This window comes from Brevibacillus sp. NL20B1, assembly GCF_018195675.1.
Classification (GTDB): domain Bacteria; phylum Bacillota; class Bacilli; order Brevibacillales; family Brevibacillaceae; genus Brevibacillus; species Brevibacillus aydinogluensis.
This window is the reverse complement of record NZ_JAGTPT010000029.1, coordinates 13,030-39,344: the sequence shown is the minus strand read 5'-3', so window position 1 is coordinate 39,344 and position 26,315 is coordinate 13,030. Positions and strand designations below refer to the sequence as shown.

Genomic DNA, 26,315 nt, shown 5'->3' with positions numbered 1-26,315 from the left:
TTGAACCGTGGCAGACCATTACTACACCAGCCGCCCCGGCGCTGCGCATGACGAGCGCCAGTTTACCTTTACCCTGCGCGGGCACGAACTGCGCTTCATTACCGATGCCGGCGTTTTTTCCCGCGACCGGGTGGACTTCGGCAGTGTCCTGTTGATTGAAACGATGCAGCTTGATCGGGACGCACGCGTGCTTGACGTGGGCTGCGGGTACGGACCGATCGGACTTGTGGCCGCCAAGCTGGCAGACCAGGGTCGGGTCACGATGATTGACATCAACGAACGGGCAGTGGAACTGGCTCGTCGCAACGCTCAACTAAACGGCATTGGCAATGTGGAGGTCCGGGTGAGCGATGTGTACACTGCGGTTCAGGGGGAGACGTTTGACGTGATTCTCACCAACCCGCCGATCCGCGCCGGCAAGGAAATTGTTCACCGCATCTTTACCGAAGGACACGGGCTGCTTCGGGAAGGCGGCGAACTGTGGGTGGTAATCCAAAAGAAGCAGGGAGCGCCATCCGCCTTGAAAAAGCTGCAGGAGACCTACCGTGACGTGGAGGAAGTGGAACGGAGCAAGGGGTACCATATTTACCGAGCAGTGAAGTAGAAATCACTCTTGACTCGAATATTTCGTTGTGGTAGCATTATAAAATGTCAATATGGGATCAAAGTCTATTTTTCAGCAATTCCCGTTTTGTCAACCGTTTTTCTTCTTTTTTTCCATAGAGGAGGAATGTGGGTGTAAAAATATGGGAATTCTTTTAAAATAGAGTTTCTCTGGGTTAAAAATGGTGTTACTGCTTTAACCCATTTTTATTTTGTGTGAAAACACAACCTGAGGGGTGAATAAGTTGGCAGGAAAAGTGATTCAAAGTGGCCGACATCGCCAGCGTCGTACGTACTCACGCATTAACGAAGTGCTGGGCCTTCCCAATCTGATCGAGATTCAGCAGAAGTCCTATCAATGGTTTTTGGACGAAGGGCTGCGCGAAATGTTTCAAGATATTTCGCCGATCCAGGATTTCACCGGAAACCTTGTGCTGGAGTTCATCGATTACAGCTTGGGTGAACCGAAATATGACGTGGACGAGTCGAAAGAACGCGACGTCACATATGCGGCGCCTCTGCGCGTGAAGGTTCGCTTGCTGAACAAAGAGACGGGCGAAGTGAAGGAACAAGAGGTCTTCATGGGGGATTTCCCGCTCATGACGGAAACGGGAACCTTCATCATCAACGGGGCTGAGCGTGTCATCGTAAGCCAGCTTGTTCGTTCCCCCAGTGTATATTACAACACCAAAGTGGACAAAAACGGTAAACAGACGTTTACCGCGACGGTGATTCCAAACCGCGGCGCATGGCTGGAGCTGGAAACCGATGCGAAAGACGTCATTTACGTCCGCATCGACCGTACCCGCAAAATCCCGGTAACGGTCCTTTTGCGTGCGCTCGGCTTTGGCTCTGATATCGAAATTCTCAACCTTCTGGGCGAGGACGAATATATCAAGAACACGTTGGAAAAAGACAACACCGATTCCGTGGAAAAGGCGCTGATCGAGATCTACGAGCGCCTGCGTCCGGGTGAGCCGCCGACAGTGGAAAACGCGAAGAGCCTGCTCATCTCCCGCTTCTTCGATCCGAAACGCTATGATCTGGCTTCTGTCGGCCGTTACAAAATGAACAAGAAGCTGCACCTGAAAAACCGCCTGTACAATCAACGGCTGGCGGAAACGCTCGTAGACACCCGTACCGGCGAGATCATTGCCGAAGCAGGCCAGGTGATTGACCGCCGTCTGCTGGACCGCATCCTGCCGGCTCTGGAAGAGAGCGTCGGATTTGTGGATGTCCGCACCCACGGCGGCGTTCTGGAAGAAGACACGCTGCGCCTGCAGGCGATCAACATCTTCTCTCCGAACGAAGACGGCAAGATCATCAAGGTGATCGGCAACGGCAATGTGGACAAATCCATCAAGCACATTACGCCGGCTGACATCGTGGCCGCGATCAACTACTTCATCAACCTGCTGCACGGCGTTGGTTCGACTGACGACATCGACCACCTCGGCAACCGTCGTCTCCGCTCCGTGGGCGAACTGCTGCAGAACCAGTTCCGCATCGGTCTGTCCCGGATGGAGCGCGTAGTCCGCGAGCGCATGTCGATCCAGGATCAGAACCAGATCACGCCGCAGGCTTTGATCAACATTCGTCCGGTGATTGCTGCGATCAAGGAGTTCTTCGGCAGCTCCCAGCTCTCCCAGTTCATGGACCAGACCAACCCGCTGGCAGAGCTGACGCACAAGCGCCGTCTGTCCGCGCTCGGTCCCGGCGGTCTGACCCGCGAACGGGCCGGTTTCGAAGTGCGTGACGTTCACCACTCCCACTACGGCCGGATGTGCCCGATTGAGACGCCTGAGGGTCCGAACATCGGTCTGATCAACTCGCTCTCCACTTATGCCCGCATCAACGACTACGGCTTCATCGAGACGCCGCGGCGCAAAGTGGACCCGGAGACGGGCCGCGTGCTGGACGAAATCGTCTACCTGACGGCGGACGAAGAAGACGTGTACAACGTGGCGCAGGCCAACCAGCCGCTTGATGAGGAAGGCCGCTTCATCAACGAGATGGTCATCTGTCGTCGCAAGGGCGAGATCCTGAGCGTGCCGCGCGACAAGGTTGACTTTATGGACGTTTCTCCGAAGCAGGTCGTATCGGTGGCAACGGCGCTGATTCCGTTCCTGGAAAACGACGACGCCAACCGCGCGTTGATGGGTTCCAACATGCAGCGGCAAGCCGTTCCGCTGCTCGTGCCGCAGGCGCCGTTTGTCGGCACCGGGATGGAGCACAAGGCAGCACAGGACTCCGGCGTGGCGGTCGTGGCGAAGCACGATGGCCAGGTGGAGCGCGTAACTGCCCGCGAGATCTGGGTGCGCCGCTACAAGGAGATCGACGGCAAGAAGGTAGCAGGCGACATCGACAAATACAAGCTGCACAAGTTTATCCGTTCCAACCAGGGCACCTGCATCAACCAGCGCCCGATCGTGCGAAAAGGCGACTGGGTGGAGAAGGGCGACATCATCGCTGACGGTCCGTCCACGGAAAAAGGCGAACTGGCGCTGGGCCGCAACGTCATCGTTGCGTTCATGACCTGGGAAGGGTACAACTACGAGGACGCCATTCTCCTGAGCGAAAAACTGGTAAAAGACGACGTCTATACGTCTATCCATATCGAAGAATACGAGTCCGAAGCACGCGACACCAAGCTCGGTCCGGAAGAGATCACGCGCGACATCCCGAACGTGGGTGAAGACGCGTTGAAAAACCTGGACGAGCGCGGCATCGTGCGCGTCGGGGCAGAAATTCAAGACGGCGACATTCTGGTCGGGAAGGTGACGCCGAAAGGGGTTACCGAGCTGACCGCAGAAGAGCGCCTGCTGCACGCCATCTTCGGGGAAAAGGCGCGTGAAGTTCGCGACACCTCCCTGCGCGTGCCGCACGGCGGTTCCGGTATCGTCGTCGACGTCAAGGTGTTTACACGTGAAAACGGTGACGAACTGCCGCCGGGCGTCAACCAACTGGTGCGCGTGTACATCGCCCAAAAACGGAAAATCTCCGTGGGTGACAAGATGGCGGGCCGCCACGGTAACAAAGGGGTTATCGCCCGCATCATGCCGGAGGAAGACATGCCGTTCCTGCCGGATGGCACGCCGGTCGAGATCGTGCTCAACCCGCTGGGCGTACCGTCCCGGATGAACATCGGGCAGGTGCTGGAGACCCACTTGGGGATGGCTGCCAAGATGCTGGGCATCCACGTGGCGACGCCGGTATTCGACGGGGCGCGTCAGGAAGACGTATTCCAGACGCTGGAAGAAGCCGGATTGGACCGCGACGGAAAAACCATTCTGTACGACGGCCGCACGGGTGAACCGTTTGACCGCCGCGTCACGGTCGGTTGCGTGTACATGCTGAAGCTGGCGCACCTTGTCGACGACAAGATTCACGCCCGTTCCACCGGTCCTTACTCTCTCGTCACGCAGCAGCCGCTGGGCGGGAAAGCCCAGTTTGGCGGCCAGCGCTTCGGGGAGATGGAGGTGTGGGCGCTGGAAGCGTACGGCGCAGCATACACCTTGCAGGAAATCCTTACCGTCAAGTCCGACGACGTCGTGGGCCGTGTGAAAACGTACGAAGCGATCGTCAAAGGCGAAAACGTACCGGAGCCGGGTGTTCCTGAGTCCTTCAAGGTTCTCATCAAGGAACTGCAAAGCTTGGGTATGGACGTGAAGATCCTGTCCGAAGACGAGCAGGAAATTGAAATGCGTGAAATGGAAGAAGAGGACGAGGGCACCGGTGAAAAGCTGAACCTCGTACTTGAAGCTGGAAGCCTGGACGAAGAGTAAGATTCCGGTACAAAGGGAGGTAACGCCCTGTGATTGATGTGAACAACTTCGAATACATGAAGATCGGCTTGGCTTCCCCGGACAAGATCCGTTCCTGGTCGTACGGGGAAGTGAAAAAGCCGGAGACGATCAACTACCGCACACTGAAGCCGGAAAAGGACGGTTTGTTCTGTGAGCGCATTTTTGGTCCGACCAAGGATTGGGAGTGCCACTGCGGCAAGTACAAGCGCGTTCGCTACAAAGGCGTCGTGTGCGACCGCTGCGGCGTGGAAGTGACCCGCGCCAAGGTTCGTCGTGAGCGGATGGGGCACATCGAACTGGCTGCCCCCGTCTCTCACATCTGGTACTTCAAAGGGATCCCGAGCCGCATGGGCCTCGTGCTCGACATGTCGCCGCGTTCCCTGGAAGAAGTCATCTACTTTGCATCCTACGTGGTAACCGATCCGGGCGATACGCCGCTGGACAAAAAACAGCTGCTGTCCGAAAAGGAATACCGCAACTATCGTGAAAAATACGGCTACTCCTTCCAGGCGATGATGGGGGCGGAAGCGATCAAGCGCCTGCTCCAGGAAATCGACTTGGACAAAGAAGTGGAAGCGCTGAAGGAAGAGCTGAAGACGGCACAAGGGCAGCGGCGCAACCGCGCGATCAAGCGCCTCGAAGTGCTGGAGGCATTCCGCAACTCCGGCAACCGTCCGGAGTGGATGGTGCTTGACGTGCTGCCGGTCATTCCGCCGGAGCTGCGTCCGATGGTTCAGTTGGACGGGGGCCGTTTCGCCACCTCCGACCTGAACGACCTGTACCGCCGCGTGATCAACCGCAACAACCGGCTGAAGCGCCTACTGGAACTGGGCGCTCCGGACATCATCGTGCAAAATGAAAAGCGCATGCTGCAGGAAGCGGTGGATGCGCTGATCGACAACGGCCGCCGCGGCCGTCCGGTGACCGGTCCGGGCAACCGCCCGCTGAAATCGCTCAGCCACATGCTGAAAGGGAAACAGGGCCGTTTCCGCCAAAACCTGCTGGGTAAGCGCGTGGACTATTCCGGCCGTTCCGTAATTGTCGTCGGCCCGAACCTGAAAATGTACCAGTGCGGTCTGCCGAAGGAAATGGCGCTGGAACTGTTCAAGCCGTTCGTGATGAAGGAACTGGTGGCCAAAGGTCTCGCGCACAACATCAAGAGCGCCAAACGCAAGGTGGAACGCGTGCAGCCCGAAGTGTGGGACGTTCTCGAGGACGTCATCCGCGAACACCCGGTGCTCCTGAACCGCGCCCCCACCCTGCACCGTCTTGGTATCCAGGCGTTCGAACCGGTACTGGTGGAAGGCCGCGCGATCCGTCTGCACCCGCTCGTATGTACGGCGTACAACGCCGACTTCGACGGCGACCAGATGGCTGTGCACGTGCCGCTTTCCGCAGAGGCGCAGGCGGAAGCCCGCATCCTCATGCTGGCGGCGCAAAACATCCTGAACCCGAAAGACGGGAAACCAGTCGTAACACCGTCCCAGGACATGGTACTGGGTTCGTATTATCTGACCTTGGAGCGCGAGGGCGCCAAAGGCGAAGGTACGGTATACCGCGATCCGCATGACGCTATTGCTGCGTACCAGCACGGCTACATCAGCCTGCATACGCGCATCGCGCTGCCGGCCAAGAGCCTGAACAAAACCAGCTTTACCGAAGAGCAGAAGAACGCGCTTCTGGTCACGACCGTCGGGAAACTGATTTTCAACGAAATCTTCCCGCCGGAACTGCCGTACATCAACGTTCCGACCAAGGGCAACCTGCAAAACGGCGTGCCGAACGAGTACTTCATCTTTGAAAAAGGCACAAACGTAAAAGAGTTTATCAAGAAGCTGCCGGACCAGGGAGCCGTGAAAAAAGGCTTCCTCGGAACGATCATCTCCGAGTGTTTCCGCCGCTTCGGAACGACAGAAACGTCCAAGATCCTCGACAAGATCAAGGAACTGGGCTTCATGTACTCGACCAAGGCCGGGATCACCATTGCTGTCGCCGACATCGTCGTGCCGGAGCAAAAGAAAGTGATTCTGGAAGAGGCGGACAAAAAGGTACAGACCGTCATGACGCAGTACCGCCGCGGTCTGATTACCGAGGACGAGCGCTACGACCGGGTTATCTCCATCTGGTCCAAGGCCAAGGATGAAGTGACCGATGTCCTGATGAAGTCCATGGACAAATTCAACGCGATCTACATGATGGCCAACTCCGGTGCCCGCGGTAACGTGTCGCAGATTACACAGCTGGCGGGGATGCGCGGTCTCATGGCCAACCCGTCCGGCCGGATTATCGAGCTGCCGATCAAGTCCAACTTCCGTGAAGGTCTGACCGTATTGGAGTACTTTATCTCCACGCACGGCGCGCGGAAAGGTCTCGCCGACACGGCGCTGCGGACGGCTGACTCGGGTTATCTGACCCGCCGTCTCGTCGACGTGGCCCAGGACGTGATCGTCCGCGAAGAGGATTGCGGCACCGACAAGGGCATCCGCGTCTCCGCGATCAAGGACGGCAAGGAAGAAATCGAGAAGCTGGCTGACCGCATCATCGGCCGTACCTGCTTCGAGACCCTGCGCCATCCGGAGACGGGCGAAATCATCGTCGGCCGCAACCAGGAGATCACCGAGGAGATCGCCGACAAGATCGAAAAAGCCGGCATCACCGAGGTGTATATCCGCAGCGTGCTGTCCTGCCGCACCAGCCATGGCGTCTGCAAACGCTGCTACGGCCGCAACCTGGCGACCGGGTCCGAAGTGGAGATCGGCGAAGCAGTCGGCATTATCGCCGCTCAGTCCATCGGTGAACCGGGTACCCAGCTGACGATGCGGACGTTCCACACCGGTGGGGTTGCGGGTGACGACATTACCCAAGGTTTGCCGCGGATTCAGGAGCTGTTCGAAGCCCGCAATCCGAAAGGGCAAGCGGTCATCTCCGAGATCGACGGGGAAGTGATCGACATCCGCGAAGGCAAAGACCGCCGCGAAATCGAGGTGCGCGGCGAGGCGGAAAACAAGGTGTACGCCGTTCCGTACGGTTCCCGCATCAAAGTATCCGTGGGCACCAAGCTGAGTGCCGGCGACGAGCTCACCGAAGGTTCCGTTGACCCGAAAGAAATGCTGAAAGTACGCGGCCAGCGCGGTGTGTCCAACTACATCCTGCAAGAGGTGCAAAAAGTATACCGGATGCAGGGGGTAGAAATTAACGACAAGCACGTCGAGGTCATGATCCGTCAGATGCTGCGCAAGCTGCGCGTCATCGACAGCGGAGACACCGACCTGCTGCCGGGCTCCTACGTGGAAGTGCACGAGTTCGAGCAGGCAAACGCCAAGGTGCTCATGGAAGGCAAAACGCCTGCCGTGGGTCGTCCGGTCCTGTTGGGGATTACCAAGGCGTCGCTCGAAACCGACTCCTTCCTGTCGGCCGCATCCTTCCAGGAAACGACGCGCGTCCTCACCGACGCCGCGATCAAGGGCAAGGTGGACCGCCTGCTCGGCCTGAAGGAAAACGTCATTATCGGGAAACTGGTACCGGCCGGCACCGGCATGTCGCGTTACCGCAACATCAAGGTGTTGAGCCGCGCCGAACAGGAAGCGCAGGCCAACGGAGGTCAGGAACAGCTGGAAGCTGTTTCGGTAGAATAGACCGTGACGCAAGAAAGGTGCCCTTCCGCTCGGGAGGGCACCTTGTTTATCAAAAAAGTAAAGATCTGCGGATCATAGGCGTTGACATTCAATCACCCAACTGATATTATATTCAAGTGTGCCTGACATCTGTACTTTGGAGGATATGATTATCATGTCTTATGAAAAAGTAGAGCGGGCCAAGGAGCTGACTATCGGCATCAAGCAGACGATGAAAGCCGTGGAACACCAGCAGGTGGATACGGTCTTTATCGCCACAGACGCTGATCGCCGTCTGACCCAAAAGGTTGAGCTCCTTTGCAAAGAGAAGGGTGTGCCAGTCATCTACGTCGATTCCATGCGCCGCCTGGGCAAAGCGTGCGGAATCGAGGTGGGAGCGGCAACTGCCGCGATCAAGAAGAGTGGTTAACGATGTTTTTGTTGGCGATCCCTGTGGGTTGCTTGCAAAGACTTTCTATTTGACCCAAAAATGACTCACCTGGATCTGTGGTCTTGAGATTGGGTAATAAGAAGGGAGGTAACATCCATGCCTACAATGAACCAATTGGTGCGCAAAGGTCGCAAGGACAAGGTTGTGAAGTCGAAGTCCCCTGCTCTGCAAAAAGGGTACAACAGCTTCAAGAAAACCCAAACCAACCAAAGCTCTCCTCAAAAACGCGGTGTCTGCACTCGTGTGGGTACCATGACTCCGAAGAAGCCGAACTCCGCGCTGCGTAAATACGCGCGTGTGCGTTTGACCAACGGCATTGAGGTTACAGCTTACATTGGTGGTATTGGCCACAACCTGCAAGAACACAGCGTGGTTCTGGTTCGCGGCGGCCGTGTAAAAGACCTGCCGGGGGTTCGTTATCACATCGTCCGCGGTGCGCTTGACACTGCCGGTGTGAACAACCGCAAGCAAGGTCGTTCCAAATACGGTACCAAACGTCCGAAACCGGGCCAAGCTGCAGCGAAAAAATAACAATTATCGCCTGAGAGAAAAGGCGTGAGAAAAAATTAAACAGAAGGAGGGAATACGATGCCTCGTAAAGGTCCTGTAGCCCGTCGTGACGTGCTGCCTGATCCGATCTACAACAGCAAGCTGGTTACCCGACTGATCAACAAGCTGATGTACGACGGCAAGCGCGGTGTTGCGCAAAACATCCTGTACAATGCTTTCAAGATTGTTGAGGAGCGCACTGGTCGCAACCCGATGGAAGTATTCGAAGAAGCGCTGAAAAACATCATGCCCGTACTGGAAGTTAAAGCTCGCCGTGTCGGCGGTGCCAACTACCAAGTACCGGTTGAGGTGAAGCCGGAGCGCCGTACCACTCTCGGTCTGCGCTGGCTGGTAAACTACGCGCGTACCCGTGGTGAGAAAACCATGGAACAGCGTCTCGCTGCGGAAATCATCGACGCGGCTAACAACACTGGTGCAGCAGTGAAAAAGCGTGAGGACACGCACAAGATGGCTGAAGCAAACAAAGCGTTTGCACACTATCGCTGGTAGTATCCAAAGCGGGTGTCCGCTTTGGATACCCGTATATTCCCACACTCGAGTATGGAAGGAGCATACCACATGGCTCGCGAGTTCTCTCTGCCGAATACGCGAAACATCGGTATCATGGCTCACATCGATGCCGGTAAGACGACTACCACCGAGCGTATTCTTTTCTACACGGGTCGCGTTCACAAGATTGGTGAAACGCACGAAGGTGCGGCGACCATGGACTGGATGGAGCAAGAACAAGAGCGCGGTATCACCATCACTTCTGCTGCTACCACAGCGCAATGGAAAGGTCACCGCATCAACATCATCGACACGCCTGGTCACGTAGACTTCACTGTAGAGGTTGAACGTTCTCTTCGCGTACTCGATGGTGCTGTTACGGTGTTCGATGCGAAAGGTGGCGTAGAACCGCAGACGGAAACGGTATGGCGCCAAGCTGACCGTTACGGTGTACCTCGTATCTGCTACGTAAACAAAATGGACATCATCGGCGCCAACTTCGACATGTGCGTCGAGCAAATCAAGACCCGTCTGGGTGCAAATCCGGTTCCGATCCAATATCCGATCGGTGCGGAAGACCAGTTCGTCGGCATGGTTGACCTGATTACGATGAAGGCGATCATCTACACCGACGACCTGGGCAAAACCTCCGACGAGACGGAAATCCCTGCCGAGCTGAAAGACAAGTGCGAAGAGCTGCATATGCAACTTGTTGAGGCAGCTGCCGAGCAGGACGAAGAATTGATGATGAAGTATCTGGAAGGCGAAGAGCTGACTGTTGATGAAATCAAGGCGGCTCTGCGCAAAGGTACCATCGAGTGCAAAATCACTCCGGTACTGTGCGGTTCTTCCTACCGCAACAAAGGGGTTCAGCCGATGCTGGACGCAGTCGTAGCTTATCTGCCGTCCCCGGTTGACATCCCGGCGATCAAGGGCGTTCTGCCTGATTCCGAGGAAGAAGTGACCCGTCCGGCTGACGACAATGGTCCGTTCGCCGCTCTGGCGTTCAAGATCATGACCGACCCGTACGTGGGTAAACTGACCTTCTTCCGCGTGTACTCCGGCGTACTGAGCTCCGGTTCCTACGTGCTCAACTCCACCAAAGGCAAGCGCGAGCGCATCGGCCGTATCCTGCAGATGCACGCAAACCACCGCGAGGAAATCAGCCAGGTTTACTCCGGTGATATTGCCGCTGCCGTTGGTTTGAAAGACACGACGACCGGCGACACGCTCTGCGACGAGAAGGCACCGGTTATCCTGGAGTCCATGACCTTCCCAGAGCCGGTTATCTCCGTTGCGATCGAGCCGAAGTCCAAGGCAGACCAAGACAAAATGGGTATGGCGCTCGCCAAACTGGCAGAGGAAGACCCGACCTTCAAAACCTATACAAACGAAGAAACCGGTCAAACGATTATTGCCGGTATGGGTGAGCTCCACCTGGAGATCATCGTCGATCGCCTGAAGCGCGAATTCAAAGTGGATGCGAACGTAGGTGCACCTCAGGTTGCTTACCGCGAAACCTTCCGCGGCACCGCGAAAGTGGAAGGGAAATTCGTTCGTCAGTCCGGTGGCCGCGGTCAATACGGTCACGTTTGGGTGGAATTCTCTCCGCTCGAGCCGGGCAAAGGCTTCGAATTCGAGAACAAGATCGTCGGTGGCGTAGTGCCGAAGGAATACATTCCGGCGGTACAAGCAGGTATCGAAGAAGCGATGCAAAACGGTGTTCTTGCCGGATTCCCGCTCGTCGATATCAAAGCGACGCTGTTTGACGGTAGCTACCACGACGTCGACTCCTCCGAGATGGCGTTCAAAGTGGCTGGTTCTCTCGCGCTGAAAGAAGCGGCGAAGAAATGTAACGCGGTTCTTCTCGAGCCGATCATGAAAGTGGAAGTAACCGTGCCGGAAGAGTACATGGGTGACGTAATGGGTGACCTGAACTCCCGCCGCGGCCGCATCGAAGGTATGGAAGCTCGCGCAAACGCGCAAGTCATCCGCGCCATGGTGCCGCTGTCCGAGATGTTCGGCTACTCCACCGTACTGCGTTCCCGTACGCAAGGCCGCGGTACTTACTCCATGGTGATCGACCACTACGAAGAAGTACCGAAGTTCATTGCCGATGAAATCATCAAGAAGTCCAAAGGTGAATAATCGGTTGGACTGACTTTATCTTGAAACGAGAAAGGTTTACAATATTGAGGGGACAACCGTTGATAGGGTAAACCTTTCTTCACCCTATAAAACCCTTATCATTTAAGGAGGATTCAACTCTCATGGCAAAAGAAAAGTTCGAACGTACGAAACCGCACGTTAACATTGGTACGATCGGTCACGTTGACCACGGTAAAACCACTCTGACTGCTGCCATCACCACCGTTCTGGCTCAACAAGGTAAAGCCAAAGCTATGGCGTATGACAGCATCGACGCTGCTCCGGAAGAAAAAGAGCGCGGTATTACCATCAACACCGCTCACGTTGAGTATGAAACGGAAAACCGTCACTATGCTCACGTTGACTGCCCGGGCCACGCTGACTACGTGAAAAACATGATTACCGGTGCTGCTCAAATGGACGGCGCTATCTTGGTTGTGTCCGCTGCTGACGGTCCGATGCCGCAAACTCGCGAGCACATCCTGCTGTCCCGCCAAGTAGGCGTTCCGTACATCGTTGTATTCATGAACAAATGCGACATGGTTGACGACGAAGAGCTGCTGGAACTGGTTGAAATGGAAATTCGCGACCTGCTCTCCCAATACGAGTTCCCGGGCGACGAAATTCCGGTTATCAAAGGTTCCGCAAAAGAAGCTCTGGACAACCCGTCTGGCGAATGGGCTAAGAAAATCCTCGAACTGATGGAAGCTGTAGACAACTACATTCCGACTCCGGAACGCGCTACCGACAAACCGTTCCTGATGCCGGTTGAGGACGTATTCACCATTACCGGTCGTGGTACTGTTGCTACCGGTCGTGTAGAGCGCGGTACTGTTAAAGTGGGTGACCCTGTAGAAATCGTGGGTCTGGCTGAAGAAACCAAATCCACTACCGTAACCGGCGTGGAAATGTTCCGCAAACTGCTGGATCAAGCTGAAGCGGGTGACAACATCGGTGCCCTGCTGCGCGGTGTTGAGCGTAAAGACATCGAGCGCGGTCAAGTTCTGGCTAAACCGGGTTCCGTTACTCCGCACACCAAATTCAAAGCGGAAGTATACGTTCTGTCCAAAGAAGAGGGCGGCCGTCACACTCCGTTCTTCTCCAACTACCGTCCGCAATTCTACTTCCGCACCACTGACGTTACCGGTATCATCCAACTGCCGGAAGGCGTTGAAATGGTAATGCCGGGCGACAACACCGAGTTCACCGTTGAACTGATCGCACCGGTTGCGATGGAGCAAGGTACTCGCTTCGCTATCCGCGAAGGTGGCCGTACCGTTGGTGCTGGCGTAGTATCCTCCATCATCGAGTAATTCCACTCACAAACAAACCCGACAGCGTAGGCTGTCGGGTTTTTTCATTTACCTAACAACACAAGACGACGCAAGCGTATGAGCATTTGCTACGCTTGTTTGTCGTCTGGTTCCCATTGATTGACCATGTGGTAGGCTGTCAGTCTGAGGCGTTCGAAAATGTGATGGCGCACCTCTCCTTCCAGACCAATGCGATCCATCGCTTCGCTCATGCAGGCGAGCCACGCCTCCGCCCGCTTCGGCGTAATCGGAAAGCGCATGTGGCGGGCGCGCATCATCGGATGGCCGTATCGGTCGCTGTACAGCGTCGGCCCCCCGAGAAACTGGGTCAGAAACATATACTGCTTTTCCTTGATCTCGGTAAAGTCCTCCGGAAACAGGGGGGCCAGATCGGGATGCTCCTTGACCAAATCGTAAAACGTATCCACCAGGCGGGACAGCGTTTCCGCTCCGCCGATCAGCTCATAAGGTGTCTGTAACGGTTGGAACATCGGATTACCTCCTTTGCGTGTTGCCGTTCAAGATGGCAGCAGCACACATGCGTGTACATCCTTCAGTATAACGCGTTTCCTCAATAAATAAAGAAGAGGGAGCACATGAGCAGCCAAATCCGAATTGCCCTTCTTAGTTTTATAGGAGTTTCAATCCCTTTCGCTCTGCCGGATTCTCCAATCCAGATTGCCCCTAATAACAGGACGGCACCGACAAGCTGCTGCACGGTCATCTGCTCACCGATAACCAGCGCCGAGATCACTAAAGACGTGAGGGGGGCGATGTAGCTCAATACAGCGATGCTTTGGCCGTGCAGTCCTTTCATTCCGGCAAAGAAAAAATAAAAACCGATCCCGCCATGGACGATGCTGAATTTCATTTGCCAGCCGATCCCGCTTGCAATCGCACGGGGACTTTGGGTAAGATAGGCAAAGTGAGCCGCTCTCCGGGCTCACATGGTACGAGAATGCATCGGCACGCAGGTGGAAGCGGGGGAACAGCAGGAAAACCCTTGTGCAGCAAGAAAAAACTTGCGTTGCCCAGTGCATTTTAGTACAATATTGAATGTTGGTCATGGACTTGCGATGATGTGGGAGGTTGCTGACACACCCGGCCCCTTTGCCATGACCGGGGTGCAGGATATTTCCACGGAGAAATGTCCGTTTATAAAATGGGCGAAAAAGGAGGGACTAAAATGGCAAAACAAAAGATTCGTATTCGTTTAAAGGCGTACGATCACAAAATCCTCGATCAGTCTGCTGAGAAAATCGTAGACACCGCGAAGCGTTCCGGTGCCAGCGTATCCGGTCCGATTCCGCTTCCGACGGAAAAAGCAGTGTACACGATTCTCCGCGCTGTTCACAAGTACAAAGACTCTCGTGAACAGTTTGAAATGCGTACGCACAAGCGTTTGATCGACATTCTGAATCCGACGCCGCAAACGGTTGATGCGCTGATGCGCCTGGATCTGCCGTCCGGTGTGGATATCGAGATCAAACTGTAAGGTAGTAAATGTGATACACGCGCGGGCGTTGTCTTAACGAACGCGAAATACCAAGTCTTCAAACCCCGTAAACGGCACCCCTGCGCATCGGCAGGGACTTGATACAACATGATTGTTTTTTTGGAGATAAGTACAGGAGGTGGCACACATGACCAAAGGAATCTTAGGGAAAAAACTTGGCATGACGCAAGTTTTTAGTCCGAACGGAGCAGCAATCGCTGTTACGGTTATCGAAGCTGGTCCTTGCGTCGTTCTGCAAAAGAAGGATCAAGAGAACGATGGCTATGAAGCGATCCAACTCGGCTTCGAAGACAAGAAAGAACAGCGTGCGAATAAACCGGAAAAAGGACATGCAGCGAAAGCAAACACTGCACCTAAGCGCTTCATTCGCGAAATTCGCGGAGTAAACCTCGCAGATTACGAGGTTGGTCAAGAACTGAAAGCTGACATTTTTGCCGAAGGAGAATTCGTAGACGTTGCCGGAGTAACCAAAGGGAAAGGTTTCCAAGGTGCCATCAAGCGCCACAACCAAGCCCGCGGTCCGATGTCTCACGGTTCCCGTTACCATCGTGGACCTGGTTCCCTCGGTGCGATCGCTCCGAACCGCGTATTCAAGGGTCAAACCCTGCCGGGTCAAATGGGTGGCGACAACGTAACCATCCAAAACCTGGAGATCGTTAAGGTAGATGCGGATCGCAACCTGATTCTGGTTAAAGGCTCCGTGCCTGGCCCGAAAAACAGCTACGTTGTAGTATCCACGGCAGTCAAGAAGAACAAGTAAGGAAAGGAGGAACTGACATGCCAAAAGTAGCTCTTTACAACCAAGCTGGTTCTCAAGTGGGCGAAATCGAGCTGGCTGATAGCGTGTTCGGCATCGAGCCCAACAACGCTGTGCTCTTCGACGCAATCGTGATGCAGCAAGCTTCCCAACGCCAGGGCACTCACGATGTGAAGAACCGTTCTGAAGTAAGAGGTGGTGGCCGCAAACCGTGGCGCCAAAAAGGTACAGGCCGTGCACGCCAAGGTTCCATTCGCGCTCCGCAATGGAAAGGCGGCGGTGTTGTGTTTGGTCCGACTCCGCGTAAATACGGCTACAAACTGAATCGCAAAGTTCGTCGTCTGGCGCTGAAATCCGCGCTGTCCGCGAAAGTGCAAAACAACGAACTGCTGGTTCTGGACGCGCTGAATATCCCGGCTCCGAAAACCAAGGATATGAAGGCTGTCCTGAACAACCTGAAAGTAGATCGCAAAGTGCTGATCGTAACCTCCGAATTCGATCAAAACGTAGCGCTCTCTTCCCGCAACATCCCGGGTGCGAAGTTCGTAGATGCTGCTGGCATTAACGTTCTCGACCTGGTGGCGCACGATAAAGTAATCGTAACGAAAGATGCGGTTGCGAAAGTAGAGGAGGTGCTCGCCTAATGAAGAGCCTTCACGACATCATCAAGCGCCCTGTCATTACGGAGCGCACCACCGACATGATGGCTGAGAAGAAGTACGTTTTTGAAGTACCTCTCAAAGCGAACAAAACCGAGATCAAGCAAGCGGTGGAGAAAGTGTTTGGCGTGAAAGTTGCGGCAGTCAACACCATGCGTGTTCCTGCGAAACCGAAGCGCTATGGCAAATACTCCGGTTACACCTCCGAGTGGAAAAAGGCGATCGTTAAGCTGACTGAAGACAGCAAAGAGCTGACGTTCTACGAAGGTGTATAACCCCGACGGCTACAGAAAAGGAGGGAATTTACATGGGTATCAAAAAGTTTAAACCGACTTCTCCTGGTCGTCGCCAAATGACGGTTTCTACTTTCGAGGAGATCACCAAGTCGACTCCTGAAAAATCCCTGTTGGCGCCCCTGACCAAAAAAGCAGGCCGCAACAACCAAGGGAAAATCACCGTTCGTCATCAAGGTGGCGGTCATAAACGCAAATATCGCATCATCGACTTCAAACGCAACAAAGACGGCATCGTAGGCCGTGTAGCTTCCATCGAGTACGACCCGAACCGTTCTGCCAATATCGCGCTGATCAACTACCTGGACGGTGAAAAGCGCTACATCATCGCGCCGCTGGGTCTGAAAGTAGGCGACGAGATCATCTCCGGTCCGGATGCCGACATCAAAATCGGTAACGCTCTGCCGCTGGAAAACATTCCGGTTGGTACGACGATCCACAACATCGAGCTGAAACCTGGCAAAGGCGGCCAACTGGTTCGTGCAGCCGGCGCATCCGCTCAACTGCTCGGCCGTGACGGCGAATTCGTTATCGTACGTCTCTCTTCCGGTGAGACTCGCCGCATTCACAACAACTGCCGCGCAACCATCGGTCAAGTCGGCAACCTCGACCATGAGCTGATCAACATCGGTAAAGCAGGTCGTGCCCGCTGGCTGGGTATCCGTCCGACTGTTCGCGGTAGCGTAATGAACCCGAACGATCACCCGCACGGTGGTGGTGAAGGTCGCGCTCCGATCGGTCGCAAAGCACCTGTTACTCCTTGGGGTAAACCTACTCTGGGTCTCAAAACCCGCAAGAAGAAAAACAAATCCGATCAGTACATTATTCGCCGCCGCAAGAAGTAAGGTCGGCTTTAGACAATTAACCGAACGCCTTTGGCGAAGGGAGGTTCACTTATGGGACGCAGCTTGAAGAAAGGTCCTTTCGTGGATGACCACTTGATGAAAAAAGTTGTTGAGCTGAACGAGAAAAACGAGAAGCGCGTGATTAAAACCTGGTCTCGCCGTTCGACCATCTTCCCGGATTTCGTCGGACACACGTTTGCCGTGTACGATGGCCGCAAGCATGTACCGGTATACGTAACGGAAGACATGGTTGGTCATAAACTGGGTGAATTTGCACCAACTCGTACCTTCAAGGGTCACGTCGACAACGACAAGAAATCCAAGAAGCGCTAATTTTCTCTTGACAGAGAGGAGGTACAAAGATGGAAGCTAAAGCAGTTGCTCGCTATATTCGCATCGCTCCTCGTAAAGTTCGCCTGGTGGTTGACTTGATTCGAGGCAAGCAGGTGGGGGAAGCACTGGCGATCCTGAAGCACACGCCGAAAGCAGCTTCTCCTGTTGTTGAGAAACTCCTGAAATCGGCTATCGCCAACGCTGAGCACAACTACGAGATGGACCCGAACAATCTGGTAGTTGGCAAGATCTTCGTTGACCAAGGTCCAACCTTGAAACGGTTCCGTCCGCGTGCTCAGGGCCGTGCTACCCGCATCAACAAACGCACGAGCCACATCACTGTCGTACTAAACGAGAAATAAGGAGGGATTACGTGTGGGTCAAAAGGTAAGCCCGGTTGGTCTTCGCATTGGCATTATTCGCGACTGGGAGTCCAAATGGTACGCTGACAAGGACTTCGCTACGCTCTTGCACGAAGACCTGAAAATCCGCAAATACATTAAAGGGCGTCTGAAAGATGCTGCTGTATCCACCATTGAAATCGAACGCGCAGCGAACCGCGTGAACGTAACGATTCACACCGCTAAGCCTGGCATGGTAATCGGTAAAGGCGGTGCAGAAGTTGAAGTGCTGCGCAAAGAGCTGTCGAAAATGATCGACCCTCGCAAGCGCGTTCACATCAACATCAACGAAGTGAAAAAACCGGATCTGGATGCTACCCTGGTAGCTGAAAATATCGCTCGTCAACTGGAAAACCGCATTTCTTTCCGTCGCGCGCAAAAGCAAGCCATCTCCCGCACCATGCGTGCAGGCGCGAAAGGGATCAAAACACTGGTCAGCGGTCGTCTTGGCGGTGCTGACATCGCACGTTCCGAAGGTTACAGCGAAGGTACCGTTCCGCTTCACACGCTGCGCGCTGACATTGACTACGGCACGGCTGAAGCTCACACCACCTATGGTCGTATCGGCGTAAAAGTGTGGATCTATCGCGGAGAAGTCCTTCCGACGAAAAAGAACGCCGCTACTGAGGAAGGAGGCAAGTAATCATGTTGATGCCGAAACGCGTGAAACACCGCAAACAACATCGTGGTAAATTGCACGGTAACGCAAAAGGCGGAACCACGGTTACATTCGGTGAATACGGTCTGCAAGCTCTGGAGCCGGCATGGGTGACCAACCGTCAAATCGAGGCTGCCCGTATCGCGATGACTCGTTACATCCGCCGTGGCGGTAAAGTATGGATCAAAATCTTCCCTGACAAGCCAGTAACGCAAAAGCCGCTGGAAGTACGGATGGGTTCCGGTAAAGGTTCTCCTGAGCACTGGGTAGCGGTAGTGAAGCCTGGCAAGATCATGTTCGAACTTGCCGGCGTACCTGAAGAAACCGCTCGCGAAGCAATGCGCTTGGCTATGCACAAACTGCCGATCAAGTGCAAGTTCGTGAAGCGTGAAGAAGTGGGTGGTGACGCACATGAAGGCTAATGAGTTCCGCAATTTGACCACTGCCGAGATCGAACAAAGCATTGCCTCTTTGAAAGAAGAATTGTTCAACCTTCGTTTCCAGTTGGCTACCGGTCAACTCGAAAACACAGCTCGCATCAAGCAAGTACGTAAGGATATCGCTCGTGCGAAAACCATCCTGCGCCAAAGAGAATTGGGAATCGGCTAAGAAAGGAAGGAGGTTTGAACAATGACCGCACAACGCAATATGCGTAGAACGATGGTAGGTCGTGTCGTTTCCGACAAAATGGATAAAACCATTGTGGTTTTGGTTGAGACCTACAAAAAGCACCCGCTGTACGGCAAGCGCGTGAAATACTCCAAAAAGTTCAAGGCTCACGACGAGAACAACACGGCAAAAGTGGGCGACATCGTGGAAATCATGGAAACTCGTCCGCTGTCCAAAGACAAGCGCTTCCGCTTGGTACGCATCGTCGAAGAGGCAGTAATTGTATAAGCTAGATTTTCGGGTAAACACATCCGAAAGGAGGAACAGTAAATGATCCAAACTCAGACGAGATTGGCTGTTGCTGACAACTCCGGTGCAAAAGAACTCATGTGCATCAAGGTTCTGGGTGGTTCCGGTCGCAAAACGGCGAACATCGGTGACGTAATCGTGTGCTCCGTTAAATCCGCTACACCCGGCGGCGTTGTCAAGAAAGGTCAAGTAGTAAAAGCGGTTGTGGTACGCAGCGTACGTGGCGTTCGCCGTCCGGACGGTTCCTACATCCGTTTTGACGAAAATGCAGCGGTTATCATCCGTGATGACAAATCTCCTCGCGGAACCCGTATCTTTGGACCGGTTGCTCGTGAACTCCGCGAGAAAGATTTCATGAAGATCATCTCTCTGGCTCCAGAGGTTATCTAATCTGAACGGAAATACTCAGGTAGTTTGTTCGATAGGAGGTGCACCACGCGATGCACGTAAAGAAAGGCGATACTGTCATCGTAATTGCGGGCAAAGACAAAGGCAAAAAAGGTCGCGTTCTCGCTGCATATCCGAAGAAAGAGCGCGTTCTGGTTGAAGGTATCAACCTCGTGAAAAAACACACCCGTCCGTCTCAAACCAATCCGCAAGGCGGCATTGTAACTCAAGAAGCTCCGATTCACGTTTCCAACGTATCTCTGATCGATCCGAAGTCTGGCAAACCTACTCGCATCGGTTACAAGGTACTGGAAAACGGCAAAAAAGTTCGGTACGCGAAAAAATCTGGCGAAGTTATCGACAAGTAGTCAGATCGGAAAGGAGGATGTCCTAGATGGCAGCAAGATTGAAAGAAAAATACCTGAAAGAAATCGTGCCTGGCCTGATGAGCAAGTTTAACTACTCGTCCGTCATGCAGGTTCCGAAAGTGGAAAAAGTAATCATCAACATGGGCGTGGGTGAAGCGGTAGGCAACGCCAAGGCGCTGGATTCCGCAGTAGAAGACCTGCAAACCATCGCTGGTCAAAAACCGGTTGTAACCCGTGCGAAAAAATCCATCGCCGGTTTCAAACTGCGTGAAGGCATGGCAATCGGCGCGAAAGTAACTCTGCGCGGCGAACGCATGTATCACTTCCTCGACAAACTGATGAACGTTGCACTTCCGCGCGTGCGCGACTTCCGCGGCGTTTCCTCCAAAGCGTTTGACGGTCGCGGCAACTACACCCTCGGTCTGAAAGAACAGCTGATCTTCCCGGAGATCGAGTACGACAAGATCGACAAGGTACGCGGGATGGACATCGTCATCGTCACTTCCGCCAAAACGGACGAAGAGGCACGTGAACTGCTGACTCAAATGGGTATGCCATTCCGTAAATAAACCCCATCGTAAGGAGGGAAGAATGTGGCAAAGAAATCGATGATCGTCAAGCAACAACGGAAACCGAAATTTAAGGTTCGCGCTTACACCCGTTGCGAGCGCTGCGGCCGTCCTCACTCCGTGTTGCGCAAATTCAAGCTCTGCCGTATTTGCTTCCGTGAACTTGCTTACAAAGGCCAAATCCCTGGCGTGAAAAAAGCAAGCTGGTAATTTGAAACGGGAAGGAGGTTCTCTCTCATGGTTATGACTGATCCAATCGCTGATATGCTTACCCGCATTCGCAATGCCAACATGGTTCGCCACGAGAAAGTGGAAATTCCGGCGTCCACCATCAAGAAGGAAATCGCTCGCATCCTGAAAGAAGAAGGATTCATTCGCGATGCGGAATTCATTGAAGACAACAAACAAGGGATTATCCGTGTGTTCCTGAAATACGGCCCGAACAACGAGCGCGTTATCACTGGTCTGAAGCGTATCTCCAAACCGGGTCTGCGCGTGTACGCGAAAAGCAACGAGATCCCGAAAGTTCTCGGCGGTCTGGGTATTGCCCTGATCTCCACCTCTGCCGGCGTGATGACCGACAAACAAGCACGTCAAGCACACGTGGGTGGCGAGGTTCTCGCTTACGTTTGGTAATTACTGATTGAAAAGCACAGGAGGTGCACCACATGTCTCGTGTCGGTAAAAAACCGATCGTGGTCCCTGCAGGCGTTACCCTCACTCTGAACGGTTCCGAGCTGACGGTAAAGGGCCCTAAGGGTACACTTGTTCGTAAATTCCATCCAGATATGAAAATTAACATCAACGATAATGAAGTTATCGTTGAACGTCCTAGCGACAACAAACTGCACCGTTCCCTGCACGGTACGACGCGTGCACTGATCGCCAACATGGTAACGGGCGTATCCGAAGGCTTCTCCCGTACGCTGGAGCTGGTGGGTGTCGGTTACCGTGCCGCGAAGTCCGGCAAGGGCGTAACTCTTTCTCTCGGTTTCTCCCATCCGGTAGAGATCACTCCTGAAGAGGGGATCGAAATCGAAGTACCGAACCAAACCACGCTGGTGGTAAAAGGCATCGACAAGGAGCGCGTAGGCCAAGTTGCTGCCGAAATCCGCTCGATCCGCAAACCTGAACCGTACAAAGGCAAAGGGATCAAGTACAGCGATGAAGTGGTTCGCCGCAAAGAAGGCAAAAAGGGTAAATAAGCTTCGTAGTTTCATGAGAAGGGAGGCCGCGTAATGTTTACGAAACCTGATAAAAACAAAGCTCGGAAAAAACGCCATCTGCGTATCCGCAAGCGCGTCGTAGGTTCTGCTGCACGTCCGCGCCTGAACGTATTCCGTTCTTCCAAGCACATCTACGCTCAACTGATTGACGATGTGGCCGGTCACACACTGGCAGCTGCATCCTCGCTGGATAAAGAGCTGGGCCTGAAAAACGGCGCAAACGTGGAAGCTGCTGCAGCAGTTGGCGCGCTGATCGCAAAACGCGCTAAGGAAAAAGGCCTGACCGAAGTGGTCTTTGACCGTGGCGGTTACATCTATCATGGACGCATCAAAGCACTGGCAGAAGCAGCTCGCGAAGCTGGCCTGCAATTCTAACAACAAGGAGGGTAAGGAATGCGTATCGACCCTAGCAAATTAGAGCTGGAAGAAAAAGTAGTCGCCGTTAACCGCGTTGCGAAAACGGTTAAGGGTGGCCGTCGCATGAGCTTCAGCGCCCTGGTTGTTGTCGGCGACCGCAACGGTCATGTAGGCGCCGGTATGGGGAAAGCGCAAGAAGTTCCGGACGCCATTCGCAAGGCGATTGAAGACGCTAAGAAAAAACTGATCCGCGTACCGCTGAAAGGAACGACGATTCCGCACGAAGTCCTGTGCCATTTCGGCTCCGGCAAAGTGCTGATCAAGCCGGCTTCCGAGGGTACCGGAGTTATCGCCGGCGGTCCTGTCCGCGCGGTACTGGAGCTTGCTGGTGTAGGCGATGTATTGAGCAAGTCTCTCGGTTCCAACAACCCCATCAACATGGTCAACGCTACGCTGGAAGGCCTCAGCCGCCTGAAAACAGCGGAAGAAGTCGCAAAACTGCGCGGTAAGACTGTTGACGAGTTGCTGGGTTAATAAGGAGGGAATGAACATGGCAAAACTGCAAATCACCCTCAAGCGCAGTCTGATCGGACGCACCGTCGATCAAAAGGATACCGTCAAAGCACTGGGTCTCCGCAAAATTCACCAAACTGTTGTGAAGGAAGACAATCCGGCAATCCGCGGGATGATCTTCAAAGTGAAGCACCTGGTTGAAGTAAAAGAAGTAGAAGCGTAATCACCATTTTTAAAAGGTTAGGAGGTGCAAGGAATGAAATTGCATGAACTGAAACCTGCAGAAGGATCCCGTCACACTCGTAAACGCGTCGGTCGCGGTATCGGTAGCGGTACCGGCAAAACCGCCGGCAAAGGTCACAAAGGTCAAAACGCTCGTTCCGGCGGTGGTGTTCGCCCTGGTTTCGAGGGTGGTCAAAACCCGCTGTACCGTCGTCTGCCTAAGCGCGGTTTCACCAACATCAATCGCAAGGAATACGCGATTGTGAGCCTGGACGCGCTGAACCGTTTTGAAGAAGGCACTGTGGTGACGCCTGAACTGCTGAAAGAAACTGGCGTTATTTCCGCTCTGCGTGACGGTGTAAAAGTTCTTGCCAACGGCGAACTGAACGTGAAGCTGACCGTAAAAGCTCACAAGTTCTCCGCTGCAGCTGCTGAGAAGATCGCTCAAGTCGGTGGAACAGCCGAGGTGATCTAATGTTAGCCTCGCTCACTAACATTTTTAAGATAGGCGACCTGCGTCGTAAGGTTCTGTTTACACTGATGATGCTGGTCGTCTTCCGAATCGGGAGCTTCGTTCCTGTCCCCAACGTGAATGTCGAGTTGTTTCAGCAGAACACGAACCACCTGCTGGGGTTGTTGAACACCTTCTCCGGCGGGGCGCTGCAAAACTTCTCGATTTTTGCGATGGGGATCATGCCGTACATCACGGCATCGATCATCATGCAGCTCCTGTCCATGGATGTGGTGCCGAAGTTTACGCAGTGGGCCCGTGAAGGGGAAGTGGGCCGCCGCAAGATTGCGACGGTGACCCGTTACTTCACGGTGGTCCTCGCCCTCATCCAATCGGTGGGGATGACCATCGGTTTTAACAACATGGCGCCTGGTTTGCTGAATGACACGTCCATTGGCAGTTATGCATTGATTGCCATCACCCTTACAGCAGGGACTGCATTTTTGATGTGGATGGGCGAACAAATTACGGAGAAAGGGATCGGCAACGGGATTTCGATCATCATCGTGGCCGGGATCGTGGCCAACATCCCGACCGGCGTCACGACGATTTACACGTCCCAGTTCAGCGATCCAAGCCAAAATTTGTTCTTTAGTATCGTGAAGGTACTGCTCATTCTGCTGGTGATCATCGCCATTATCGTCGGGGTCATTTTCATGCAGCAAGGTGTGCGCAAGATTCCGGTACAGTACGCCAAACGCGTGGTCGGCCGCAAAATGTACGGTGGTCAATCCACGCACATCCCGCTGAAGATTAACTCGGCCGGTGTGATTCCGGTAATCTTCGCCGTCTCGCTGGTGATTTTCCCCTCAACCATTGCACAGTTCTGGGTGGATCCATCCGGAACGGGAATCGCCAACTGGATTTACACGCATTTCCAACCCAGCGCACCGTTTGGGATGACGCTCTACGCGTTCTTGATCATCGGGTTCACCTACTTCTACACCTTTGTACAGATTAATCCTGTACAACTGGCGGAGAACATGAAGAAAAATGGCGGTTACATTCCTGGTATCCGACCCGGTAAAAACACTGAGGTGTACATTACCCGTACGTTGAACCGTTTGACACTGGCGGGCGCTCTGTTCCTGATGGTGATTTCCATCATGCCATTCTTCTTCAGCAAGCTGGCGAACCTGCCGCAGTCGATTTACATCGGCGGTACGTCGCTGCTGATCGTGATCGGGGTTGCACTCGATACGATGAAGCAGATCGAAAGCCAGATGATCAAGCGCCACTACCAAGGGTTCATCAAGTAACCGAGGTGTTGAAAAGCTTTCTTCAGCCCGATTGGTGTCTGCGTGATGCCGCGTTGAAGCTTTTTGCACGGGACGGAGGGAATGGACGTGAATATAATTCTGATGGGTTTGCCTGGGGCCGGTAAAGGTACGCAGGCGGAACGAATCGTAAAAGAGTTTGGCATCCCGCACATCTCGACTGGCGACATGTTCCGGGCAGCGGTCAAAAACGAGACGCCGCTCGGACTTGAAGCCAAATCCTACATGGATAAAGGGCTGCTCGTCCCCGATGAGATCGTCATCGGGATCGTGCGGGAGCGCCTGGCAATGGATGATTGTGCAAAGGGATTCCTGCTCGACGGGTTTCCGCGCACAGTGCCGCAGGCGGAGGCATTGACGGCTACTTTGAAGGAGCTGGGCCGCGAGATCGACCATGTGATCAATATCAACGTTCGCCGGGAGTTGCTGATCGAACGTCTGACCGGTCGCTGGATCTGCCCGATTTGCGGAGCGAGCTACCACACGCTGTTCAATCCGCCAAAGGAAGCAGGCGTGTGCGACAAGGATGGCGGCAAGCTGTTCCAACGCGATGACGACAAGCCGGAAGTGGTGGCACAGCGCCTCGATGTCAACATCGCCCAAACACAACCGCTCATCGACTACTACGTTGAGCAAGGCCTCCTGCGAAACATCAATGGTGAACAGGATATCCAGGTCGTATTCGCGGAAATTACGTCTGTGTTGCGAGGGTAAGAGAGCATGATCATCCTGAAGTCGAAAGCAGAGCTTGAGGTTATGCGCGAAGCTGGTCGGATCGTCGCACTCACCCATCAAGAGCTGGCCAAGGCCATCAAGCCTGGCGTGACGACAAAGCAACTGGACGAACTCGCCGAAACCTTTATCCGCAGCATGGGAGCCATTCCATCGTTCAAAGGCTACGGTGGCTTTCCAGGAAGTATCTGTACTTCAGTCAATGAAGAACTCGTACACGGGATCCCAGGAAAACGGACGTTGCAAGAAGGAGACATCATCAGCATCGACATCGGTGCCCAGTTCCAAGGGTATCATGGAGACTCCGCTTGGACGTATCCGGTCGGCAACATTTCGGAAGAAGATCAGCGTTTGCTGCGAGTGACGGAAGAGTCGCTGTACAAAGGGCTGGAGAAAGCCATGCCTGGTGCGCGGCTGTCTGACATTTCCCACGCGATACAGATCCACGCAGAGGCTGCCGGCTTCACGCTCGTTCGCGAGTATGTGGGGCATGGGATCGGGCAAAACTTGCACGAAGACCCTCAGGTTCCCAACTACGGTCCGCCTGGACGCGGTCCACGGTTGAAACCGGGAATGGTGTTGGCAGTCGAACCAATGGTCAACGCCGGCGAACGTTATGTCCGCACTTTGGAGGACAATTGGACGGTTGTGACAGTGGATCGAAAGAATTGTGCTCATTTTGAACACACCATCGCGATAACGGAAGAAGGCTATGAGATTTTAACGCGGGCGTAGCCGATGCCCAGCTTCGCTTCGGAATTGTCGTCCAACGTGTCGAC

At 54.2% G+C, this 26,315-nt stretch carries 33 protein-coding genes and 1 pseudogene; 32 read left to right on the top strand and 2 right to left on the bottom strand.

Going from position 1 to position 26,315, the window contains the following annotated elements:
* Window positions 1-7: 7 nt before the first annotated feature.
* The 8 genes from KDN35_RS17250 (at window position 8) to tuf (ending at window position 12,994) form a co-directional block, all read left to right on the top strand.
* Complete coding sequence (locus tag KDN35_RS17250) at window positions 8-604, top strand: class I SAM-dependent methyltransferase (protein WP_212133364.1); 597 nt, start codon at window positions 8-10, stop codon at window positions 602-604.
* Window positions 605-848: 244 nt separating this feature from the next.
* Window positions 849-4,388, top strand: a complete 3,540-nt coding sequence (gene rpoB, locus KDN35_RS17245; protein WP_171567154.1) for a DNA-directed RNA polymerase subunit beta — start codon at window positions 849-851, stop codon at window positions 4,386-4,388.
* A 29-nt stretch (window positions 4,389-4,417) separates the two neighbouring features.
* Window positions 4,418-8,044 (top strand): DNA-directed RNA polymerase subunit beta', encoded by a 3,627-nt coding sequence (gene rpoC / locus KDN35_RS17240; protein ID WP_171567155.1) that lies wholly within the window; start codon window positions 4,418-4,420, stop codon window positions 8,042-8,044.
* Between the two features lie 154 nt (window positions 8,045-8,198).
* Entirely contained in the window at window positions 8,199-8,453 is a 255-nt protein-coding gene (locus tag KDN35_RS17235; RefSeq protein ID WP_171567156.1) for a 50S ribosomal protein L7ae-like protein, read from the top strand.
* Between the two features lie 117 nt (window positions 8,454-8,570).
* The gene (gene rpsL, locus KDN35_RS17230) at window positions 8,571-9,005 is read left to right on the top strand and encodes a 30S ribosomal protein S12 (RefSeq protein ID WP_029101076.1); all 435 of its coding nucleotides are present in this window, start codon (window positions 8,571-8,573) and stop codon (window positions 9,003-9,005) included.
* A gap of 57 nt (window positions 9,006-9,062) precedes the next feature.
* Window positions 9,063-9,533, top strand: a complete 471-nt coding sequence (rpsG, locus tag KDN35_RS17225) for a 30S ribosomal protein S7 (RefSeq protein WP_029101075.1) — start codon at window positions 9,063-9,065, stop codon at window positions 9,531-9,533.
* A 69-nt stretch (window positions 9,534-9,602) separates the two neighbouring features.
* Entirely contained in the window at window positions 9,603-11,681 is a 2,079-nt protein-coding gene (gene fusA, locus KDN35_RS17220; protein WP_171567157.1) for an elongation factor G, read from the top strand.
* Between the two features lie 122 nt (window positions 11,682-11,803).
* Window positions 11,804-12,994, top strand: a complete 1,191-nt coding sequence (gene tuf, locus KDN35_RS17215; protein WP_171567158.1) for an elongation factor Tu — start codon at window positions 11,804-11,806, stop codon at window positions 12,992-12,994.
* Window positions 12,995-13,083: 89 nt separating this feature from the next.
* Here tuf and KDN35_RS17210 read toward each other — a convergent pair whose 3' ends face one another.
* Both KDN35_RS17210 and KDN35_RS17205 read right to left on the bottom strand, forming a co-directional pair.
* Window positions 13,084-13,485, bottom strand: a complete 402-nt coding sequence (locus KDN35_RS17210; RefSeq protein ID WP_171567159.1) for a globin domain-containing protein — start codon at window positions 13,483-13,485, stop codon at window positions 13,084-13,086.
* 80 nt (window positions 13,486-13,565) lie between these two features.
* Window positions 13,566-13,901 (bottom strand): annotated as a pseudogene (locus KDN35_RS17205) (EamA family transporter); the annotation flags it as partial.
* A gap of 279 nt (window positions 13,902-14,180) precedes the next feature.
* Between KDN35_RS17205 and rpsJ the strand changes: the two are divergent.
* The 24 genes from rpsJ (at window position 14,181) to map (ending at window position 26,271) form a co-directional block, all read left to right on the top strand.
* Complete coding sequence (gene rpsJ, locus KDN35_RS17200) at window positions 14,181-14,489, top strand: 30S ribosomal protein S10 (RefSeq protein WP_029101070.1); 309 nt, start codon at window positions 14,181-14,183, stop codon at window positions 14,487-14,489.
* A gap of 148 nt (window positions 14,490-14,637) precedes the next feature.
* Window positions 14,638-15,270: a 50S ribosomal protein L3 gene (gene rplC / locus KDN35_RS17195; protein WP_171567160.1), complete on the top strand. Its 633-nt coding sequence runs from the start codon at window positions 14,638-14,640 to the stop codon at window positions 15,268-15,270.
* Window positions 15,271-15,287: 17 nt separating this feature from the next.
* Entirely contained in the window at window positions 15,288-15,911 is a 624-nt protein-coding gene (gene rplD / locus KDN35_RS17190) for a 50S ribosomal protein L4 (protein WP_171567161.1), read from the top strand.
* Window positions 15,911-16,201, top strand: coding sequence for a 50S ribosomal protein L23 (gene rplW, locus KDN35_RS17185; protein WP_029101067.1), 291 nt, complete (start codon window positions 15,911-15,913; stop codon window positions 16,199-16,201). The genes rplD and rplW overlap by 1 nt, the downstream gene beginning before the upstream one ends.
* A gap of 32 nt (window positions 16,202-16,233) precedes the next feature.
* Entirely contained in the window at window positions 16,234-17,064 is an 831-nt protein-coding gene (gene rplB, locus KDN35_RS17180) for a 50S ribosomal protein L2 (protein ID WP_212133363.1), read from the top strand.
* 51 nt (window positions 17,065-17,115) lie between these two features.
* On the top strand, window positions 17,116-17,397 hold the full coding sequence (rpsS, locus tag KDN35_RS17175) for a 30S ribosomal protein S19 (RefSeq protein ID WP_171567163.1): 282 nt from the start codon (window positions 17,116-17,118) through the stop codon (window positions 17,395-17,397).
* Between the two features lie 29 nt (window positions 17,398-17,426).
* Entirely contained in the window at window positions 17,427-17,759 is a 333-nt protein-coding gene (gene rplV, locus KDN35_RS17170) for a 50S ribosomal protein L22 (protein WP_171567164.1), read from the top strand.
* Between the two features lie 13 nt (window positions 17,760-17,772).
* A complete protein-coding gene (gene rpsC, locus KDN35_RS17165) occupies window positions 17,773-18,441 on the top strand; it encodes a 30S ribosomal protein S3 (RefSeq protein ID WP_171567165.1) in 669 nt (222 codons plus the stop codon).
* A 2-nt stretch (window positions 18,442-18,443) separates the two neighbouring features.
* Complete coding sequence (gene rplP / locus KDN35_RS17160; protein WP_212133361.1) at window positions 18,444-18,878, top strand: 50S ribosomal protein L16; 435 nt, start codon at window positions 18,444-18,446, stop codon at window positions 18,876-18,878.
* On the top strand, window positions 18,868-19,065 hold the full coding sequence (gene rpmC, locus KDN35_RS17155; protein WP_171567167.1) for a 50S ribosomal protein L29: 198 nt from the start codon (window positions 18,868-18,870) through the stop codon (window positions 19,063-19,065). The genes rplP and rpmC overlap by 11 nt, the downstream gene beginning before the upstream one ends.
* A gap of 21 nt (window positions 19,066-19,086) precedes the next feature.
* Window positions 19,087-19,353: a 30S ribosomal protein S17 gene (rpsQ, locus tag KDN35_RS17150; protein ID WP_029101060.1), complete on the top strand. Its 267-nt coding sequence runs from the start codon at window positions 19,087-19,089 to the stop codon at window positions 19,351-19,353.
* A 42-nt stretch (window positions 19,354-19,395) separates the two neighbouring features.
* Window positions 19,396-19,764, top strand: a complete 369-nt coding sequence (rplN, locus tag KDN35_RS17145; protein WP_171567168.1) for a 50S ribosomal protein L14 — start codon at window positions 19,396-19,398, stop codon at window positions 19,762-19,764.
* A gap of 50 nt (window positions 19,765-19,814) precedes the next feature.
* Entirely contained in the window at window positions 19,815-20,129 is a 315-nt protein-coding gene (gene rplX, locus KDN35_RS17140) for a 50S ribosomal protein L24 (RefSeq protein ID WP_171567169.1), read from the top strand.
* Window positions 20,130-20,155: 26 nt separating this feature from the next.
* Complete coding sequence (gene rplE, locus KDN35_RS17135) at window positions 20,156-20,698, top strand: 50S ribosomal protein L5 (RefSeq protein ID WP_171567170.1); 543 nt, start codon at window positions 20,156-20,158, stop codon at window positions 20,696-20,698.
* Between the two features lie 24 nt (window positions 20,699-20,722).
* On the top strand, window positions 20,723-20,908 hold the full coding sequence (locus KDN35_RS17130; RefSeq protein ID WP_171567171.1) for a type Z 30S ribosomal protein S14: 186 nt from the start codon (window positions 20,723-20,725) through the stop codon (window positions 20,906-20,908).
* A gap of 27 nt (window positions 20,909-20,935) precedes the next feature.
* Window positions 20,936-21,334, top strand: a complete 399-nt coding sequence (gene rpsH / locus KDN35_RS17125; protein WP_171567172.1) for a 30S ribosomal protein S8 — start codon at window positions 20,936-20,938, stop codon at window positions 21,332-21,334.
* A 32-nt stretch (window positions 21,335-21,366) separates the two neighbouring features.
* Window positions 21,367-21,903, top strand: a complete 537-nt coding sequence (rplF, locus tag KDN35_RS17120) for a 50S ribosomal protein L6 (protein WP_171567173.1) — start codon at window positions 21,367-21,369, stop codon at window positions 21,901-21,903.
* Window positions 21,904-21,936: 33 nt separating this feature from the next.
* On the top strand, window positions 21,937-22,299 hold the full coding sequence (gene rplR / locus KDN35_RS17115; RefSeq protein WP_065067637.1) for a 50S ribosomal protein L18: 363 nt from the start codon (window positions 21,937-21,939) through the stop codon (window positions 22,297-22,299).
* Window positions 22,300-22,317: 18 nt separating this feature from the next.
* On the top strand, window positions 22,318-22,815 hold the full coding sequence (gene rpsE, locus KDN35_RS17110) for a 30S ribosomal protein S5 (protein ID WP_065067638.1): 498 nt from the start codon (window positions 22,318-22,320) through the stop codon (window positions 22,813-22,815).
* 16 nt (window positions 22,816-22,831) lie between these two features.
* On the top strand, window positions 22,832-23,017 hold the full coding sequence (gene rpmD, locus KDN35_RS17105) for a 50S ribosomal protein L30 (protein ID WP_029101052.1): 186 nt from the start codon (window positions 22,832-22,834) through the stop codon (window positions 23,015-23,017).
* A gap of 33 nt (window positions 23,018-23,050) precedes the next feature.
* Complete coding sequence (gene rplO / locus KDN35_RS17100) at window positions 23,051-23,491, top strand: 50S ribosomal protein L15 (protein WP_171567174.1); 441 nt, start codon at window positions 23,051-23,053, stop codon at window positions 23,489-23,491.
* The gene (secY, locus tag KDN35_RS17095; protein WP_171567175.1) at window positions 23,491-24,786 is read left to right on the top strand and encodes a preprotein translocase subunit SecY; all 1,296 of its coding nucleotides are present in this window, start codon (window positions 23,491-23,493) and stop codon (window positions 24,784-24,786) included. The genes rplO and secY overlap by 1 nt, the downstream gene beginning before the upstream one ends.
* 87 nt (window positions 24,787-24,873) lie before the next feature.
* A complete protein-coding gene (locus KDN35_RS17090) occupies window positions 24,874-25,518 on the top strand; it encodes an adenylate kinase (RefSeq protein ID WP_171567176.1) in 645 nt (214 codons plus the stop codon).
* A 6-nt stretch (window positions 25,519-25,524) separates the two neighbouring features.
* Complete coding sequence (gene map / locus KDN35_RS17085; RefSeq protein ID WP_171567177.1) at window positions 25,525-26,271, top strand: type I methionyl aminopeptidase; 747 nt, start codon at window positions 25,525-25,527, stop codon at window positions 26,269-26,271.
* Window positions 26,272-26,315 lie beyond the last annotated feature (44 nt).

Bases quoted from the DNA above. Each gene is read 5' to 3' on its own strand.
- rpsE (WP_065067638.1), top strand. From the start codon at position 22,318: ATGCGTATCGACCCTAGCAAATTAGAGCTGGAAGAAAAAGTAGTCGCC.
- fusA (WP_171567157.1), top strand. From the start codon at position 9,603: ATGGCTCGCGAGTTCTCTCTGCCGAATACGCGAAACATCGGTATCATG.
- rplD (WP_171567161.1), top strand. From the start codon at position 15,288: ATGCCAAAAGTAGCTCTTTACAACCAAGCTGGTTCTCAAGTGGGCGAA.
- rpsS (WP_171567163.1), top strand. From the start codon at position 17,116: ATGGGACGCAGCTTGAAGAAAGGTCCTTTCGTGGATGACCACTTGATG.
- rplN (WP_171567168.1), top strand. From the start codon at position 19,396: ATGATCCAAACTCAGACGAGATTGGCTGTTGCTGACAACTCCGGTGCA.
- KDN35_RS17235 (WP_171567156.1), top strand. From the start codon at position 8,199: ATGTCTTATGAAAAAGTAGAGCGGGCCAAGGAGCTGACTATCGGCATC.
- rplF (WP_171567173.1), top strand. From the start codon at position 21,367: ATGTCTCGTGTCGGTAAAAAACCGATCGTGGTCCCTGCAGGCGTTACC.
- rplV (WP_171567164.1), top strand. From the start codon at position 17,427: ATGGAAGCTAAAGCAGTTGCTCGCTATATTCGCATCGCTCCTCGTAAA.
- rpsJ (WP_029101070.1), top strand. From the start codon at position 14,181: ATGGCAAAACAAAAGATTCGTATTCGTTTAAAGGCGTACGATCACAAA.
- rplO (WP_171567174.1), top strand. From the start codon at position 23,051: ATGAAATTGCATGAACTGAAACCTGCAGAAGGATCCCGTCACACTCGT.
- rpsQ (WP_029101060.1), top strand. From the start codon at position 19,087: ATGACCGCACAACGCAATATGCGTAGAACGATGGTAGGTCGTGTCGTT.
- rplW (WP_029101067.1), top strand. From the start codon at position 15,911: ATGAAGAGCCTTCACGACATCATCAAGCGCCCTGTCATTACGGAGCGC.
- rplC (WP_171567160.1), top strand. From the start codon at position 14,638: ATGACCAAAGGAATCTTAGGGAAAAAACTTGGCATGACGCAAGTTTTT.
- rplB (WP_212133363.1), top strand. From the start codon at position 16,234: ATGGGTATCAAAAAGTTTAAACCGACTTCTCCTGGTCGTCGCCAAATG.
- tuf (WP_171567158.1), top strand. From the start codon at position 11,804: ATGGCAAAAGAAAAGTTCGAACGTACGAAACCGCACGTTAACATTGGT.
- secY (WP_171567175.1), top strand. From the start codon at position 23,491: ATGTTAGCCTCGCTCACTAACATTTTTAAGATAGGCGACCTGCGTCGT.
- rpmD (WP_029101052.1), top strand. From the start codon at position 22,832: ATGGCAAAACTGCAAATCACCCTCAAGCGCAGTCTGATCGGACGCACC.
- rplE (WP_171567170.1), top strand. From the start codon at position 20,156: ATGGCAGCAAGATTGAAAGAAAAATACCTGAAAGAAATCGTGCCTGGC.
- KDN35_RS17210 (WP_171567159.1), bottom strand. From the start codon at position 13,485: ATGTTCCAACCGTTACAGACACCTTATGAGCTGATCGGCGGAGCGGAA.
- rpmC (WP_171567167.1), top strand. From the start codon at position 18,868: ATGAAGGCTAATGAGTTCCGCAATTTGACCACTGCCGAGATCGAACAA.
- rplX (WP_171567169.1), top strand. From the start codon at position 19,815: ATGCACGTAAAGAAAGGCGATACTGTCATCGTAATTGCGGGCAAAGAC.
- rplP (WP_212133361.1), top strand. From the start codon at position 18,444: ATGTTGATGCCGAAACGCGTGAAACACCGCAAACAACATCGTGGTAAA.
- rpsG (WP_029101075.1), top strand. From the start codon at position 9,063: ATGCCTCGTAAAGGTCCTGTAGCCCGTCGTGACGTGCTGCCTGATCCG.
- rplR (WP_065067637.1), top strand. From the start codon at position 21,937: ATGTTTACGAAACCTGATAAAAACAAAGCTCGGAAAAAACGCCATCTG.
- map (WP_171567177.1), top strand. From the start codon at position 25,525: ATGATCATCCTGAAGTCGAAAGCAGAGCTTGAGGTTATGCGCGAAGCT.
- rpsH (WP_171567172.1), top strand. From the start codon at position 20,936: ATGGTTATGACTGATCCAATCGCTGATATGCTTACCCGCATTCGCAAT.
- rpsL (WP_029101076.1), top strand. From the start codon at position 8,571: ATGCCTACAATGAACCAATTGGTGCGCAAAGGTCGCAAGGACAAGGTT.